The organism is Breznakia pachnodae (assembly GCF_030814225.1).
Taxonomy (GTDB): domain Bacteria; phylum Bacillota_I; class Bacilli_A; order Erysipelotrichales; family Erysipelotrichaceae; genus Breznakia; species Breznakia pachnodae.
Genome location: NZ_JAUSUR010000001.1, coordinates 781,242 through 796,239, shown reverse-complemented (window position 1 = coordinate 796,239; position 14,998 = coordinate 781,242). Strand labels below are relative to the sequence as shown.

At 32.5% G+C, this 14,998-nt stretch carries 17 protein-coding genes; 15 read left to right on the top strand and 2 right to left on the bottom strand.

Annotation, left to right across the window (positions count from 1 at the left end):
• Positions 1-9: 9 nt before the first annotated feature.
• The 15 genes from J2S15_RS03820 (at position 10) to rpsI (ending at position 12,887) form a co-directional block, all read left to right on the top strand.
• A complete protein-coding gene (locus J2S15_RS03820; protein ID WP_307405625.1) occupies positions 10-282 on the top strand; it encodes a hypothetical protein in 273 nt (90 codons plus the stop codon).
• 192 nt (positions 283-474) lie between these two features.
• Positions 475-1,482 (top strand): M15 family metallopeptidase, encoded by a 1,008-nt coding sequence (locus J2S15_RS03815; RefSeq protein WP_307405623.1) that lies wholly within the window; start codon positions 475-477, stop codon positions 1,480-1,482.
• Positions 1,483-1,492: 10 nt separating this feature from the next.
• Positions 1,493-2,653: a CapA family protein gene (locus tag J2S15_RS03810; RefSeq protein WP_307405621.1), complete on the top strand. Its 1,161-nt coding sequence runs from the start codon at positions 1,493-1,495 to the stop codon at positions 2,651-2,653.
• A gap of 10 nt (positions 2,654-2,663) precedes the next feature.
• Positions 2,664-3,248, top strand: coding sequence for an O-methyltransferase (locus J2S15_RS03805; protein ID WP_307405619.1), 585 nt, complete (start codon positions 2,664-2,666; stop codon positions 3,246-3,248).
• Positions 3,249-3,339: 91 nt separating this feature from the next.
• On the top strand, positions 3,340-3,861 hold the full coding sequence (locus J2S15_RS03800) for a ribonuclease E inhibitor RraB (protein ID WP_307405617.1): 522 nt from the start codon (positions 3,340-3,342) through the stop codon (positions 3,859-3,861).
• Positions 3,862-3,938: 77 nt separating this feature from the next.
• Entirely contained in the window at positions 3,939-4,322 is a 384-nt protein-coding gene (locus tag J2S15_RS03795) for a hypothetical protein (protein ID WP_307405615.1), read from the top strand.
• A gap of 225 nt (positions 4,323-4,547) precedes the next feature.
• On the top strand, positions 4,548-5,996 hold the full coding sequence (locus J2S15_RS03790) for an IS200/IS605 family accessory protein TnpB-related protein (RefSeq protein WP_307405614.1): 1,449 nt from the start codon (positions 4,548-4,550) through the stop codon (positions 5,994-5,996).
• 325 nt (positions 5,997-6,321) lie between these two features.
• A complete protein-coding gene (locus J2S15_RS03785; RefSeq protein ID WP_307405611.1) occupies positions 6,322-7,143 on the top strand; it encodes an energy-coupling factor transporter ATPase in 822 nt (273 codons plus the stop codon).
• Positions 7,119-7,976: an energy-coupling factor transporter ATPase gene (locus J2S15_RS03780; RefSeq protein ID WP_307405610.1), complete on the top strand. Its 858-nt coding sequence runs from the start codon at positions 7,119-7,121 to the stop codon at positions 7,974-7,976. Before J2S15_RS03785 ends, J2S15_RS03780 begins: the two co-directional genes overlap by 25 nt.
• On the top strand, positions 7,969-8,766 hold the full coding sequence (locus J2S15_RS03775; RefSeq protein ID WP_307405609.1) for an energy-coupling factor transporter transmembrane component T family protein: 798 nt from the start codon (positions 7,969-7,971) through the stop codon (positions 8,764-8,766). Before J2S15_RS03780 ends, J2S15_RS03775 begins: the two co-directional genes overlap by 8 nt.
• The gene (gene truA / locus J2S15_RS03770) at positions 8,763-9,494 is read left to right on the top strand and encodes a tRNA pseudouridine(38-40) synthase TruA (RefSeq protein ID WP_307405608.1); all 732 of its coding nucleotides are present in this window, start codon (positions 8,763-8,765) and stop codon (positions 9,492-9,494) included. The genes J2S15_RS03775 and truA overlap by 4 nt, the downstream gene beginning before the upstream one ends.
• A 10-nt stretch (positions 9,495-9,504) precedes the next feature.
• A complete protein-coding gene (locus J2S15_RS03765) occupies positions 9,505-10,305 on the top strand; it encodes a histidinol-phosphatase (protein WP_307405607.1) in 801 nt (266 codons plus the stop codon).
• A 153-nt stretch (positions 10,306-10,458) separates the two neighbouring features.
• Positions 10,459-11,880 (top strand): MATE family efflux transporter, encoded by a 1,422-nt coding sequence (locus J2S15_RS03760; protein ID WP_307405606.1) that lies wholly within the window; start codon positions 10,459-10,461, stop codon positions 11,878-11,880.
• Between the two features lie 153 nt (positions 11,881-12,033).
• Positions 12,034-12,471 carry a 50S ribosomal protein L13 gene (gene rplM / locus J2S15_RS03755; protein ID WP_307405604.1) on the top strand — a complete coding sequence of 146 codons (438 nt, stop codon included), beginning with the start codon at positions 12,034-12,036 and terminating at the stop codon, positions 12,469-12,471.
• Between the two features lie 14 nt (positions 12,472-12,485).
• Positions 12,486-12,887: a 30S ribosomal protein S9 gene (rpsI, locus tag J2S15_RS03750; protein ID WP_307405602.1), complete on the top strand. Its 402-nt coding sequence runs from the start codon at positions 12,486-12,488 to the stop codon at positions 12,885-12,887.
• Positions 12,888-12,959: 72 nt separating this feature from the next.
• On the opposite strand, the gene J2S15_RS03745 is transcribed toward rpsI, so the two are convergent.
• Together J2S15_RS03745 and J2S15_RS03740 are read right to left on the bottom strand one after the other, a co-directional pair.
• Positions 12,960-13,415, bottom strand: coding sequence for a YolD-like family protein (locus J2S15_RS03745; RefSeq protein WP_307405600.1), 456 nt, complete (start codon positions 13,413-13,415; stop codon positions 12,960-12,962).
• A complete protein-coding gene (locus tag J2S15_RS03740; protein WP_307405598.1) occupies positions 13,412-14,923 on the bottom strand; it encodes a Y-family DNA polymerase in 1,512 nt (503 codons plus the stop codon). Before J2S15_RS03740 ends, J2S15_RS03745 begins: the two co-directional genes overlap by 4 nt.
• Positions 14,924-14,998 lie beyond the last annotated feature (75 nt).

Here is a 14,998-nt window from a genome sequence, read left to right as displayed (position 1 = left end):
GAATAAGGGATGGACATAAATAAACAAGTAAAAGTAGATCCAAATTTATTAAGGAATAAAGAGCTTAGTCAAGTCTATTATCTTCCAGATCAAGATATTAAATGGTATTTATTAAGCAATGATCCTGCGGGATATAATATTGATGAATATACAATAGTATCAGTTGAAGATGTATTGGTACAATTTCCTGAATTTCAGGAGTTATATGACTTAGATATTGGTAATAAGCAAGTAATGTTTAAAAAAGGAATCAATTCTAATAAGTGGTATGATTTTGTATAAAGCTGTAAAGAAGATAAAATATGGAGAAATAATGAAAATGAGTTGGTGATGTATCAACTCTTTTATATAGTATTAGATGGTAGTAGAAGAAACCTTAATTTTTTCTTAATTATTTGATTTATTACTGATAATTTTTGAAAAATGGTGTATCCTAAATGCATAGGGTTTTACAGAAGTTAAAGGAGAAGTTGAATGAAACGATTATTAATATTATTGATGGCTGTTATGCTTGTTGGATGTAATTCAGGTAGCAGCAGTGACTATAGCGAGAAGCAACAGAAGATATTAGAAGAGCATGATCGTTTGGATTATGCAAATAATGATTGTGAGAAAAAGGATAGTCTGAAAGTAATGTTGGATTCAGATTATAATGATAATTATATTGAGTCATATTGTGCTTTAGATATTGATAAAGATGATGAAGGTGTAAATGCACTTTTGGATGCAAAACTTTCAGATAAAGAAGTACAGGCTTATTTAGATATTGATTATGTGCGAGAGAAGAATATTGATCGTTATCTTGCTTACCAGAAAGATAATAGTGATAAAAAAGTTAAGGATGTTGTACTGGAAGTGAATTTAAATCTTGATGAGAAACCTTATGAAGAAATTAGTGTTATTGAAGGTGAAGACATAACGATGTTAGTTAATAAATACAATGGCTTACCTGAAGGATATGTTCCTAGTGATTTGGTTGATATTAATTATACTTGTACAAGAGGAGAAGACTACTCTTGTGCTGATGTAGACCAGCAACAACTTCGCAAACCTGCTGCTGAAGCTTATGAGGAGTTCGTAGAGGCTGCAAAGAAAGAAGACTTAGACATTGTGGCAATTGCATCATATCGCTCTTATGCGTATCAGGATGGCTTGTATTCGTATAATCTGAATGCTTCAGGTCAGGAATATGCGGATCAGTACTATGCACGACCAGGACATAGTGAACATAATAGTGGATTGGCAGTAGATATTACATTTAATGGTTATAATTTCAATGAAATTGAAAACTATGATGGATATGAATGGATTTTAGAAAATATGCATACATATGGATTTATTTTACGTTACCCACAAGATAAAGAAGATATTACTCAATATGGATATGAGTCTTGGCATTTACGTTATGTAGGTGAAGAATTGGCTACTTATCTATATGAAAATGATCTGACATTAGATGAATATTATGCAACAATGAAGTAAGGGAGATTATATGAAGAAATTACTTATATTTGGTATTGTTTTTGGACTACTAACAGGTTGTGGTTCTTCAAGTGATGATACAAAAAAGGAAGATAAGAAAGAAGAAGAAAAAGATACCAGTGTTCATTTTGTTGGTGTAGGAGATAATCTGATTCATGAAACAATATACCAGGAAGCAGATCGTTTGGAAGGCAGTGAAGGTGATGGAAAGTATAACTTTCAATCCATGTATAAGAATGTAAAAGATGATATTCAAAAAGGTGATATATCATTTATTAACCAGGAAACAATTGTTGGTGGACAAGAGTTGGGTCTATCAGGGTATCCAGTATTCAATTCACCAACAGAAGTAGTAAATGATTTGCATGAAACAGGATTTAACTTATTTAATCTGGCAACTAATCACTCACTTGATAAAGGCAGTGATGGAGTCGTGAATGCACTAAAAACATTTGGGGCTTATGATGACATTACCTATGCAGGTATCTATGACAGTGAAGAAGCTTCTCAAGAGATTGCAACTTTTGAAAAGAAAGGAATTACATTCTCATTTCTTGCGTATACTTATGGTACAAATGGAATTGAACCAGCAAACAGCTATGAAGTAAATTATTTTGATGAAGATAAAATAAGAGCAGATGTTGCGAAGGCAAAAGAAATCAGTGATGTAGTAATTGTCAGTGCTCACTGGGGTGATGAAAATACCTTTGCACCAAATGAGTTCCAGACCCAATACGCACAGTTATTTGCAGACTTAGAAGTAGATGTTGTTATTGGTACTCACCCACATTCCATTAATCCAGTAGAATGGATCAAAGGTTCAAATGGAAATGAAACACTTGTTGTTTATTCACTAGGAAACTTTATTGGGGGAATGTTGAGTGTAGATAATATATTATCTGGAATGATTAGTTTTGATTTTGTGAAGGATAGTGAAAGTGGAGATATTAGTGTTGAGAATGTAAAGTGGACACCACTTGTAATCCACTTTGAAGGTAATCAAGCAAATATTTTAGAAGAACGTGATAACTACAGCGTTTATAAACTGGAAGATTATACAGATAAACTTGCTGAAAAACATGTGTTAAATGGTTATGAAGGACAAGTTGTTTCTATTGATTCATTAACACAGAAAACAAAAGAAGTAATTGATGAGGAATTTTTAAAGTAAAGAGGTAATGATGGTTAGTTTGATCAAAGAGATGGAACAGTATGCGCAAGAAAATAATGTACCAATTATGCAAAGTGAGGGTATTGATTTTTTAAGTAACTTTATTAAAGAACATAATGTGAAACGAATCCTTGAAATAGGTGCTGCAATTGGTTATTCCGCTATTCGTATGGCAATGCTGGATAAGGATATTGAGGTTGTTACAGTAGAACGAGATGATGTTCGTTATAAAGAAGCACTAAAGAATATTCATAAAGCAGAAATGGACAAACGAATTCAAGTCGTTCATGTAGATGCACTTGAGTTTGAAGCAGATGGGCTATTTGATTTAATATTTATAGATGCAGCGAAAGCGCAGTATATTAAATTCTTTGAACGTTATAATAAGAATTTAGATAAGAATGGTTATATTATTAGTGACAATCTAAAGTTCCATGGATTGGTAGATCACTATGATCAGATTAAGAATCGCAATACAAAACAATTAGTAAGAAAAATACAACGTTACATTACTTATCTAGAAGAGAATAAAGAGTATGATACAACTTTCTATGATATTGGCGATGGTATTGCAGCGAGTAGAAAAACAGAGTAATAATATACATTATGTTAGATAATGTTTATGGATAGTAACACTAAAAAATTTGTGCTATAATATTTCTATAATGATCATTGGAGGATATTCTATGAAAAAGGCATTAGGTATATTAGCAGTCGTTGGGGCTGCAGCAGCAGTAGTTGCTTATAAAATGAAAAAAGATGAAGAAAAGAAAGAAATTAAAGAACTTGACGATAGCAAAGAAAGAATTTTACGTACAGTGGAAGAACAAGGTTTTGAACCAATTAATTATGATAAAAAACCAGAACCTTTCAGTGCGAAAACATTCCCACATTTGAATGAACAAGATATTATTGCACTTACAAATAATAGTGAAGAACAATTCAAAGCAATCGGTGAAGTAGATGCAAATGAAGAAAAACCAATTCAACACAGTGTTCAATTTGAAAAAGAAATTGATTTAGAAGAATTTAAAAACATTGTAATTGGTGAAGGTTATGTAGTTACAAATGGTGAAGCTGAAAATGAATTGTTAGTGCTTCATATTTCTAAGATGGATCAAGATGATATTTCAGCGAAAGTATTCTATCTTGCTGATCTTGCGAAAGCTCATAATGGAGTATATAACGGTTGGGTTTGTAAAAAGTAAATAAGATGAAGAGAGTTTCGACTCTCTTTTCTTTTGGATTATTTATAGTATAATGGTTGTAGTAAAAGGAGAACTGGATGGAGCGATTAAAGAAAATCAGTTTTTATATCATTATTAGTGGAGTGTTAAGTTTCTTTTTAATATTCGAGATGGATACGATTGAAACGATGTCAATAATACCAATTGGTATTACTGTTTTAGGAACAATACTATTTTTATATAGCGATTTTAAGATAAATAATCGAATTACTAGAAAGAGTATAGCATTTCTAATTTTTATAATCTCCTTTCTTTTGTTCTATACAACAGTATTTATGTTTGGAGAATATATGGATAACAATTTTAGTGAGACAATAAATATGTTAACAACATTTGGTTTGATTATTCCACTTATTCTTAGTTTGTTTTATTTAATAAAACACTCAAAGATAACAAGAAAGTTATTAGGTAATTTATTTTAATAGTATATAGCTGCAGTCTTCTGCAGTTTTTTTATATATTAAGAAATTTGTTTCGTCAGAGGAGAAAGCGTGAAATATACAAAATAATCACTGCGAAATTGGAGAAAATATTAGTAAAAATAGTATTGAATCACTAGGGGTATAATGGTATTATTTGATTAATAAGAAACAAACAAAACTGAATCGTTGACATAATATTATAAACCAACAAAAGGAGTACTACTTATGTCAAAAACAATCTCTCAAAGTCAACGATTCTATCTCAAACATTTAAGTGAATCTCAAGTAAACTGTATCCATCATGATTTAAAAGTATATAATCAAATGTATCGTTATACCTATCGCAGATGCTATGATGATACTTTTTATAATGTGAAAATGGGAAAAGGATTTCAAAAGAAACTAAAGGCAAGATATGGAACTAGTGACTATATGCCACTTAGTGTGATAAGTGATGTCAAAGCAAAAATAAAGACAAGTATTCAAACTCAAAAGTATCATGAAAAGCGAGTAACTAGAGAACATAAGAATATTCAAAAGAAGCATAAGAAAGTCGAAAAGCAATATTTGCAATTTAAGAAAGTGCACAATAGTCTAATATCTATATCACAAGGAAATAGCGATAAATTGCATATCTTTAAAGGATGTGGGTTTTCATATATCAAACAGAATACTGTCATAGTCGATGGAATAGAAATGAACCTGTATTTATTTGAAGAGTTATATATCAAAGTAATGATGAAACGCTTGAACCATCGATTGAAGATGTTGTTATGGAAGATGAATCGTAAGAAACAAGAAATAGCTAACTACAAGAAACATCCTAAGCAAATCTGTTTTGGAAGTAGTAGACTATTCAAAGCCCAATATACAAAAGAAGAGTATATTAATAATCATCAAAAGTGGAGAGAAGACTATCTTCATCAAAGGAATAAGCAAATGACTATTCAGGGAAGAAGACAAGGAAAGTATGGAAATAACTTGTTCAAATATGAACTAGATAGTAATACCATGATGTATCGAGGAATCAAAGAAACCATCTACTTACCAATAGAGTTTCATTATCAAAAAGAATTGTTAGAAGAGAAAGTGAAGTTAAAACATAACACACTAGGAAAAGCGATTTGTTATGTGTTAGAATTGCATAGTGATTACTTTATTATCAAAGCAGTATTAGAACTACCAGAAAAAGAAACAACCACTACAAAAGTAAATGGAGTAGTAGGAATTGATATCAATGTAGATCATATTGCACTTACAGTAACTAATGAGCATGGAAATATCATTAATACTAGAAAAATCAATTACAAATTAAAACGAAAAACAAGTAATCAAAGATTATGGATACTAAGAGAAGTGAGTAAAGAAGTGATTAATATTTGCAAACAACATCAAAAGACACTAATTATTGAGAATTTAAATTTTACTTATAAAAAGCAACAAATGAAATATAACAAAAAACGAGTAAATGAAGTATTAAGTAATTTTGCCTATATGAAAATAGTAGAAACAATTGAATCAAGAGCATACAAAGATGCAGTTGCAGTAGAAAGAGTAAATCCAGCTTATACAAGTAAGATAGGGAAAGAGAAGTATCAGCAATCAAAAGGACTCAGTACTCATCTAGCAGCAAGTTACGTTATTGCGAGAAGAGGAATGAGTTTTACAGATTAGAATAGTAATTAACTAAGTAATAGATGGAACTATAATATTAATGCAATCACTAGTGGAAGATGATTGGTCGGTGTTATAGATGGAATTTCATCAAAATGCATACAAAAAAGATATATCTATTTCTTCATCGCACCACCTTGCAGTATGAGGAAGGATAAAGAGAAGATATATCTTACAGGGCTTCAAGAAAGGTGCCTGGTATTAAGTCTTTGTATTTAATATGATTTCGTAGAAATCTTTTCTTGATACATTTAGTAGGGGCTATACATTGTGTCTTGACACAAAAAGTAGTATAATAAAAACACTTTGGTATGAGGGTAAAAACATGATAAAAGTTAGTGAATTAAACTTCTCTTATGAGGAAAATGTACCTGTAATTAAGAATGTAAACTTCGAAATTAAAAAAGGAAGTTATACAACAATCATTGGTCATAACGGGAGTGGGAAAAGTACAATTGCGAAATTGTTAATAGGATTGTTAGAAAAAGCATCGGGTTCGATTGAAATCGGTGGCTTTGAACTTACAGAAGAGAATCTGACAAAGATTAGAAGTATGGTTGGAGTAGTCTTCCAAAATCCTGATAATCAGTTTATAGGTTCTACCGTAGCGGATGATATTGCGTTTGGATTAGAGAACCAACAAGTTCCTACAAACGATATGCAAGAGATTATTGAACGTTATGCACAAAAGGTAAATATGTCAGAATTCTTAGATAAGGAACCAACAAAGTTATCTGGCGGTCAGAAGCAGCGTGTTGCGATTGCTGGAGTGCTGGCAATGGATTTGGACATTATTATATTGGATGAAGCAACAAGTATGTTGGATCCTCAAGGTAAAGAAGAAATTAATGCCCTTGTAGATGAATTACATGAGAAGAGTAATCTGACAATTATTTCAATTACTCATGATATGGAAGAAGTACTGAAAAGTGATCATGTAGTTGTATTGGATGCTGGTGAAGTAAAGATGAGTGGCAGTCCAAAAGAAATTTTAAATCGATCAGAGGAACTAATTGAACTACAATTGGATATTCCTTTTATTTATAAAATGCAAAGTGAATTAGAAAATGTTGGAATAAAAATAGAGAAACAACTAGATATAGAAGGGGTAGTGAGTGAGTTATGTCAATTGAATTCAAAAAGTTAAGTCATACCTATAACGAAAAATCACCATTCCCTTATGTTGCACTTCAGGATATTAATCTTGAAATTAAAGAAGGTGGTTTTACTGCGATTATTGGTGAAACTGGTAGTGGAAAAAGTACACTTGTACAACACTTAAATGCACTGCTTGTTCCTACTAGTGGTGAAGTAATAGTTGGTGACTATGTATTGAGTGCTAGTAAAAAAGCAAAAGAATTAAAGAAACTTAGAAAACGAGTTGGACTTGTATTTCAATTTCCTGAGTATCAATTGTTTGAAGAAACGATTGAGAAGGATATTGCTTTTGGTCCTAAAAACTTTGGAATGGATGAAGAACAGGCAAAAATAAAAGCCAGAGAGATGTTGAAGCTGGTTGGTCTGGACGAAAGTTATCTGGAACGAAGCCCTTTTGATTTATCCGGAGGGCAAAAGCGTCGTATTGCGATTGCTGGTATTCTGGCATTTGATCCTGAGGTATTAGTGTTGGATGAACCAACCGCTGGATTAGATCCTCAAGGTGCGAAAGAAATGATGAATCTGTTTTTAAAATTACAGAAAGATTACAATAAAACAATTATTATGGTAACCCATGATATGGAACATGTTCTTCGTTATTGTGAGGATGTTGTTATTTTAAGTAAAGGTAAATTGGTAAAAACGTGTGATGTAATATCATTTTTTAAGGATGAAGCATTACTGAAAGAGTTAAAAGTTACTCCACCAAAAGTAATTCAATTTAAACGTGCATTAAGAGATGTTGGAATTATAGTAGATGAAGATAACTATGATTTATCTAAATTGGCATTACAAATAAAGGAGGTTATCAGCCATGAGTGATATCGTACTAGGTAGATACCTTCCAATGGATTCCATTGTTCATAAGATGGATCCAAGAGCAAAAATTATGTGTGTCCTGCTATTGTTAATTGCTGTATTTATTCCTGCTGGAGTTTGGGGATATGTGGCTTTAGGAGTTCTTATTCTTTTAACATTAGCATTATCAAAGATTCATATCTCATATATCTTTAAGGCAATGAAGCCAATGATGTTTATGCTTGTCTTTTTATTGGTTATAAATGTACTTGTAATTAAGACAGGAAATAAATTAGTTTCATTTGGCTGGTTTGAAATATATGATGATGCAATTTTTCAGACATTATATATTGTGGTACGTTTAGCCTTGATGATAAGTATTACGACATTATTAACGGCAACAACTAAACCGCTAGATCTAACACTAGGAATTGAAGATTTACTGACTCCATTTAAAAAGATTGGAGTACCGGCTCATATTATTGCGATGATGATTTCAATTGCTTTACGTTTTATTCCTACATTGATTGAGGAAACCCAACGTATTATGAAGGCACAGGCAAGTCGTGGTGTAGATTTTGAAGAAGGAAAGTTTATGGAAAAGATTCGTAGTATTCTTTCTTTGATTATTCCTCTATTTATTTCTGCATTTCAACGTGCTGAAGATCTGGCTTATGCAATGGAAGCTCGTGGATATTCACCAGACTCTCCACGTACTCGTTATAAACAGTTAAAGATGACAACAGTAGATGTTATGGCAATGATCCTATGTACAGTTACACTGGCTGGTCTTATTGGGTTTATTCTTATATGAGATATAAAGTAACTGTTGCCTATGATGGAAGTATGTATCATGGATGGCAGACACAGCGAAAAGGAAATAGTATTGAAGAAGCAATTGAAGCAGTACTTAAGGTAATGCATGATTATGATGTTGAAATTGTAGGAAGTGGAAGAACAGACAGTAAGGTTCATGCAATTGCTCAGGTATTTCATTTTGATTCTGAATTAGGAATGAATGAAGAGCGAATGAAGGTTGCTTTGAATGCACAATTGGACAAGAGTATTCGAGTAAAAAAAGTAGAAATTGTAAGTGATGAATTTCATGCTCGCTTTGATGCAAAACAGAAACGTTATGATTATTATCTGACAAGTGATACAACAAATCCATTTGTTCGTAACTATATGGAAGTTGACTATCACTGCCTAAATTATGATAAAATGGTAGAGGCTGCTAATTTCTTTTTAGGAACACATGATTTTACTAGTTTCACATCATCGAAAATTGATCAGCGAAAAGATAAGATTCGCACAATTACAAGATTTGAGATTCTACAGGAAAACGATGTAACTCACTTCATAATTGCAGGTGATGGATTTCTTCGCTATATGGTTAGAATGATGGTGCAAACAGTAATTATGGTTGGAAAAGGTAAAATTGAAGTTGAGGAAGTAAAACAGATGTTGGATGCGAAAAACAAACATATCTGTAAATACAAAGCAAATGCTTGTGGTCTGTATTTGGTTGAAGTAGTATATTAGGAGGATGCAAATGAGAAAACGTAATTATCATACTCATACAATGAGATGTAATCATGCCAGTGGTAAAGATGAACAATTTGTTTTGAGTGCAATTCGTGGTGGTTTTGAAGTACTGGGATTCAGTGATCATTCACCATGGGATTATAGTCCATCGAATTATAAGGGAAGTCATATTCGTATGCGATTGGAAGAGTTTGATGATTATTATGAAAGTGTATCCAAGTTAAAAGAAAAATATAAAGATCAGATAGATATTAAAATTGGATTGGAAGTAGAATACTTCCCAGACTATATGGATTGGCTAAAAAAATTTATTAAAGAAAAGAAGTTAGATTATATTATATTTGGCAATCATTTCTATGGTAGTGATGAATATGGTCCATATTATGGAAGAGAATGTACAAAAGATCATATACTACTACAATATGCAGAAGATACAATTGCTGGATTACAGACGGGGTTGTACTCTTATCTTTGCCACCCTGATTTATTTATGCGGGGAAGAAGCAAGTTTGATGAGGTAGCAACAGAGGTTTCTTATCGCATTTGTAAGGCCTGTAAGGAAATGGATATCCCTCTTGAATATAATCTTGCAGGATTAGAGGTATCAGAGAGAATGCATATAACTCAATATCCACATCCTGACTTTTGGCGAATTGCTGCTGAAGTTGGTAACAAGGTAATTATTGGTTGTGATGCACATGATCATCGTCAACTAGAAAATGGATACTATTGGGATAAAGCAATTGCTCATATTGAAGCACTTGGTATGGAGCGAGTAGATACGATTAAGTATTTCACAGAAGAATAGAATCAGACAAAAATAAATATTATAGTTTAAGATTTAAAAAAACTTTTGAAAAATTGAAATTTAAGTGGTATAACTTCAACTATCGAGTAGCGAAAGCGTAAGTCCAGAGAATTGGACCTGCGCTTTTTTTATTTGTTTTTTTAGGAGGTAAAAATGGAACAAAACAATGCAAATAGTTTTCTTGTGAAAGAAACTATAGGAAAATTAATGGGGAAGTTTGCAATCCCTTGTATTATTTCATTATTAGTAGGATCACTTTATAATATCATTGACCAGATATTTATTGCGAATGCCAGTTATTTAGGATCTTATGGGAATGCAGCAAACACAGTTGTATTTCCACTGACAATTGTCGCACTGGCAATTGCAGTAATGATTGGTGATGGATGTTGTGCATTCGTAAGTATTAACTTAGGGAAAGGAGATAAGGAAGCAGCTCATAAGAGTATTGGTAATGCAGTTGTATTAACCGTGCTTGCAAGTATAGTGTTGGTACTTATCTACTTTATATTCTTTGATGATATTCTGGCACTATTTGGTGGGACAATCAATGAACAGACACTTGCGTTATCAAGAGAATACTTCTTTTATATCACGTTAGGAATCCCTTTCTACATGATCGGACAATCATTAAATCCAATTATCCGTAGTGATGGGAATCCTCGCTATGCAATGATTGCGACACTTATAGGAGCAGTAATTAATATTTTTTTAGATCCTATCTTCATCTTTGTGTTTCATTGGGGAATGATGGGTGCAGCAGTCGCAACTGTCATTGGACAAGTCGCAACTTTTGCATTATCGTGCAAATACTTATTTGGAATGAAAAATGTGAAACTGGTAAAAGAAAGTTTTAAATTGAATTTGAAATTAATATCTAAATTTATTGTACTTGGACTATGCAGTTTCTTATCACAAATTTCATTAGTAGCTGCAATGGCTGCAGTGAATAGCATGGTTCAAAAGTACGGAGCATTAGATACAATATTTGGTCAGATAGAATACGCACAGATTCCAATGGCCGTTGTTGGTATTGTAATGAAGGTATTTCAAATTATTATATCAATTGTAGTAGGAATGGCAGCAGGGTGCATTCCAATTGTAGGATACAACATAGGAGCGCAACGCTTTGATCGAGCAAAAGAATTATTTACAAAGTTATTAATTGCGGAAGCAATTGTAGGAGTTGTTGGATTCTTGATTGTAGAATTATTCCCTACTCAATTATTAAATGTATTTGGAGCAAGTAATGAAAGTGTGTACTATACAGAGTTTGGAGTAAAAGCATTTAGAATCTATTTATGTATGATTATCTTTGCATGCATTAATAAAGCATCCTTTATTTTCTTACAGTCTTTAGGAAGACCATGGGCCTCAACTTTACTATCCTTACTTAGAGAAGTTGTACTAGGAGTAGGTCTTGCAATTATCTTGCCTAGTATGTATGGATTAGATGGAGTCCTATACTCCATGCCAGTAGCCGATATTATAACTTTTGTAGTTTCTGTAGTTGTAATTATTCAAACCTATAAAATGCTAGGAGCAAGTGAGCAATTAGTACTAAAAACTGCGTAAAAATATGTAAAATTAGGTAGTTGTGAAGCATAATTGTAACAAATTGATGATTTTCCAAAAAAAGGTTGTAAATTGGGTCGTTTTGTCATAAAATAGAACATGGCACCATGCCATTGTAGCCCCGGAAACTACAATGAAAGGAAATTAATAAAAATGCGCCAAACAACATTTATTAAACCTGCAGAAGTAACACGTACTTGGTATGTAGTTGACGGAGCAGGAAAAACAATGGGACGTTTAGCTACTGAAGTAGCAGCAGTATTACGTGGGAAACACAAACCTACGTTTACACCAAACGTTGATTGTGGAGATTTTGTTATCGTTATCAACGCTGATAAAATCGAAATGACAGGAAACAAGATGGATGATAAAAAATATTATTCACATTCAATGTATCCTGGAGGATTAAGAACTCGTACAGCTAAAGTCATGAAGCAAGACTATACTATCGAATGGGTTGAAAAAGCTATTTATGGTATGTTACCTCATACAAGACTTGGAGATGTACAACGTAGACACTTGTTTGTTTACAAAGGAAGCGAACATCCACACGCTGCACAAAAACCTGTGGAATTAGTACTTAAAGGATAAGGAGGAGAAAGAATATGGCAACAAAGAAAACAGTAACATATAACGGAACTGGTCGTAGAAAAAGTTCGGTTGCTCGTGTCTTTATGACTCCGGGTAAAGGTAATATCGTTGTTAATGGAAAAACATTAGACGAATATTTACCATTAGAAACTTTAAGAATGGTTGTTCGTTCACCATTAGAAACGACAGACACAGTATCACAATTTGATATTCAAATCAATGTAAACGGTGGAGGATACACTGGTCAAGCAGGAGCAATGCGTCATGGTATTGCAAGAGCTTTATTGGTAGTTAGTCCTGATTACCGTGCTGCATTAAAAGCAGAAGGGTTCTTAACACGTGATCCAAGAATGAAAGAACGTAAGAAATACGGTCTTAAAGCTGCGAGACGTGCACCACAATTCTCAAAGAGATAATTACAAAATATTATCAAAGAAAAAAGTTCCATTATTATGGAGCTTTTTTTCATATTCAGTTCTAGATATATTCTATTGATTAATAGTGGGAATTTCGAAATCATCCTCTGTGAAATCTATACGTAGTATATAATCAATTGGAATGAATGTATTATCTTGCAGAAGAATATGATATTCATCGGTATTAATTTTTTTAATAATTCCTTGTTTGGTAATAATTGATCCTCCACCTTTTTTATTATCATACTCAAAGTATGAGATGGTAATGATTGGTTTGCTGTCTAATTGATTCTGGATAATGACAAGTTGTTCATTTATATATGCAATTTCATTTTCATCAAGTTCAGGTCGTTTCTTTGTTAGACGCGCTTTTTCCATAATTGCATCTTCATAACCAGTTAAAGCTGCAAATGGAGAAAACTGAGCAGCTCGATTATAAATGCTCATTTGAGGGTGAGCTTTCGATTGGTGATGAGGAAGGTTAATAATATCATCATATTTATCAGATATAGTTAAGCTATGTTTCATTTCTTATGTCCTCCAATCTGGTCGTTTCTTTCTTTTGCGGTTGCACCTTCAAGTAAACTGGTTGCCTTTAAGACTGCATTTTTACCAAATTTCTTTTTAATTTTTAAAAGTGCTTCCTGCTCTTGTTTTTCTTTTTTCAATATCTTATCTTCTTCTTGTTGCTGCTGATTGATCTTATCATAATCAGTAAATAAATCTAATTGCTCTGAACTGTCAGGTTTATGTAAACTAGTGCCTTCTTCTACAGTAAGAACAGAAATATAAATTCTTCGAATGAATAGATTTTTATCAATAATTGAATCATAAAGTTCTATCATAGCATTTGTGATTAGGATGGAAGATGAACTTAGTTTCTTTAAATTAATAGTTCCATGTGCTCGCTTAGGAACTTTCTTACCATAATGATCAGTTGTGATAGGTCCTCTATATTTATCTCTTATTTCTGGTTTCAGTAAATTATCTGCATCATAACCAACTGATAGTACTAGTTTATTAGTAACTAGTTTCTTTTCAAATAAGTCTAGTGCGAGAGCATCTGCCATTTCTCTGACAATCAATTTTGCTTTATCATATGAATAAGGTGAATGTAGTACTTGCCCAGTACCAAGGGTATGATTATCTGGTTTATATGCTTTAATATCAGTAATACTGCAGGGTTCCCATCCCCAGGCATGATCAATTAATAATTCTGCATTAATACCAAATAACTTATATAGTAAATCTTCATCATGTAGTGAACACCTGGCAATATCACCCATTGTATACAAACCGTTTTCTTCTAGCTTCTTTGAGTAACCTCTGCCAACTCGCCAGAAATCAATTAATGGCTGATGATTCCATAGTAATTTGCGATAGCTCATTTCATCTAATTCAGCAATTCTCACCCCATCAATATCAGGTTTAATATGTTTTGCTACAATATCCATTGCTACTTTTGAAAGATAGAGATTTGTACCAATACCTGCAGTTGCGGTAATACCAGTAGTCTGATAAACATCTTGAATGATTGCTAGTGCTAACTCATGTGCCGTTTTCTTATAAGTATCCAGATAAGGAGTTGCATCAATAAAGACCTCATCAATAGAGTATACATGTATATCTTCAGGTGCAATGTATTTTAAATAGACTTCATAAATCTTAGTGCTGATATCAATGTAATGAGCCATCTGTGGTTTGGCAACTATAAAGTCAACTTCATAATCTAAAGATTTTTTTAGAATATCATAATCATAAGTTTTATCAATGAATCTTCTATTTGGTGCTTTTATTCTACGTTTATTATTAATTTCTTTTACTTTTTGAGTAACTTCAAATAACCTTGGTCGCCCTGGTATACCAAAACTTTTTAAAGAGGGAGATACAGCAAGACAGATGGTTTTCTCAGTACGACTGTCATCAGCAACAACTAGATTTGTTGTCAATGGGTTGAGTGAACGTTCTACACATTCAACAGATGCATAAAATGATTTTAAATCTATTGCGATATATGCTTTCTTCTTTTCTGCCATGACGCTTTCCTCCTTTTCTTAATCACTAATTAGTATTCTTACCTAAGTCATATTTTACTATAAAATTCGATAGAT

What these genes read in the sequence shown, in the direction of transcription:
- J2S15_RS03820 (WP_307405625.1), top strand. Translation starts at nt 10, where the DNA reads ATGGACATAAATAAACAAGTAAAAGTAGATCCAAATTTATTAAGGAAT.
- J2S15_RS03815 (WP_307405623.1), top strand. Translation starts at nt 475, where the DNA reads ATGAAACGATTATTAATATTATTGATGGCTGTTATGCTTGTTGGATGT.
- J2S15_RS03810 (WP_307405621.1), top strand. Translation starts at nt 1,493, where the DNA reads ATGAAGAAATTACTTATATTTGGTATTGTTTTTGGACTACTAACAGGT.
- J2S15_RS03805 (WP_307405619.1), top strand. Translation starts at nt 2,664, where the DNA reads ATGGTTAGTTTGATCAAAGAGATGGAACAGTATGCGCAAGAAAATAAT.
- J2S15_RS03800 (WP_307405617.1), top strand. Translation starts at nt 3,340, where the DNA reads ATGAAAAAGGCATTAGGTATATTAGCAGTCGTTGGGGCTGCAGCAGCA.
- J2S15_RS03795 (WP_307405615.1), top strand. Translation starts at nt 3,939, where the DNA reads ATGGAGCGATTAAAGAAAATCAGTTTTTATATCATTATTAGTGGAGTG.
- J2S15_RS03790 (WP_307405614.1), top strand. Translation starts at nt 4,548, where the DNA reads ATGTCAAAAACAATCTCTCAAAGTCAACGATTCTATCTCAAACATTTA.
- J2S15_RS03785 (WP_307405611.1), top strand. Translation starts at nt 6,322, where the DNA reads ATGATAAAAGTTAGTGAATTAAACTTCTCTTATGAGGAAAATGTACCT.
- J2S15_RS03780 (WP_307405610.1), top strand. Translation starts at nt 7,119, where the DNA reads ATGTCAATTGAATTCAAAAAGTTAAGTCATACCTATAACGAAAAATCA.
- J2S15_RS03775 (WP_307405609.1), top strand. Translation starts at nt 7,969, where the DNA reads ATGAGTGATATCGTACTAGGTAGATACCTTCCAATGGATTCCATTGTT.
- truA (WP_307405608.1), top strand. Translation starts at nt 8,763, where the DNA reads ATGAGATATAAAGTAACTGTTGCCTATGATGGAAGTATGTATCATGGA.
- J2S15_RS03765 (WP_307405607.1), top strand. Translation starts at nt 9,505, where the DNA reads ATGAGAAAACGTAATTATCATACTCATACAATGAGATGTAATCATGCC.
- J2S15_RS03760 (WP_307405606.1), top strand. Translation starts at nt 10,459, where the DNA reads ATGGAACAAAACAATGCAAATAGTTTTCTTGTGAAAGAAACTATAGGA.
- rplM (WP_307405604.1), top strand. Translation starts at nt 12,034, where the DNA reads ATGCGCCAAACAACATTTATTAAACCTGCAGAAGTAACACGTACTTGG.
- rpsI (WP_307405602.1), top strand. Translation starts at nt 12,486, where the DNA reads ATGGCAACAAAGAAAACAGTAACATATAACGGAACTGGTCGTAGAAAA.
- J2S15_RS03745 (WP_307405600.1), bottom strand. Translation starts at nt 13,415, where the DNA reads ATGAAACATAGCTTAACTATATCTGATAAATATGATGATATTATTAAC.
- J2S15_RS03740 (WP_307405598.1), bottom strand. Translation starts at nt 14,923, where the DNA reads ATGGCAGAAAAGAAGAAAGCATATATCGCAATAGATTTAAAATCATTT.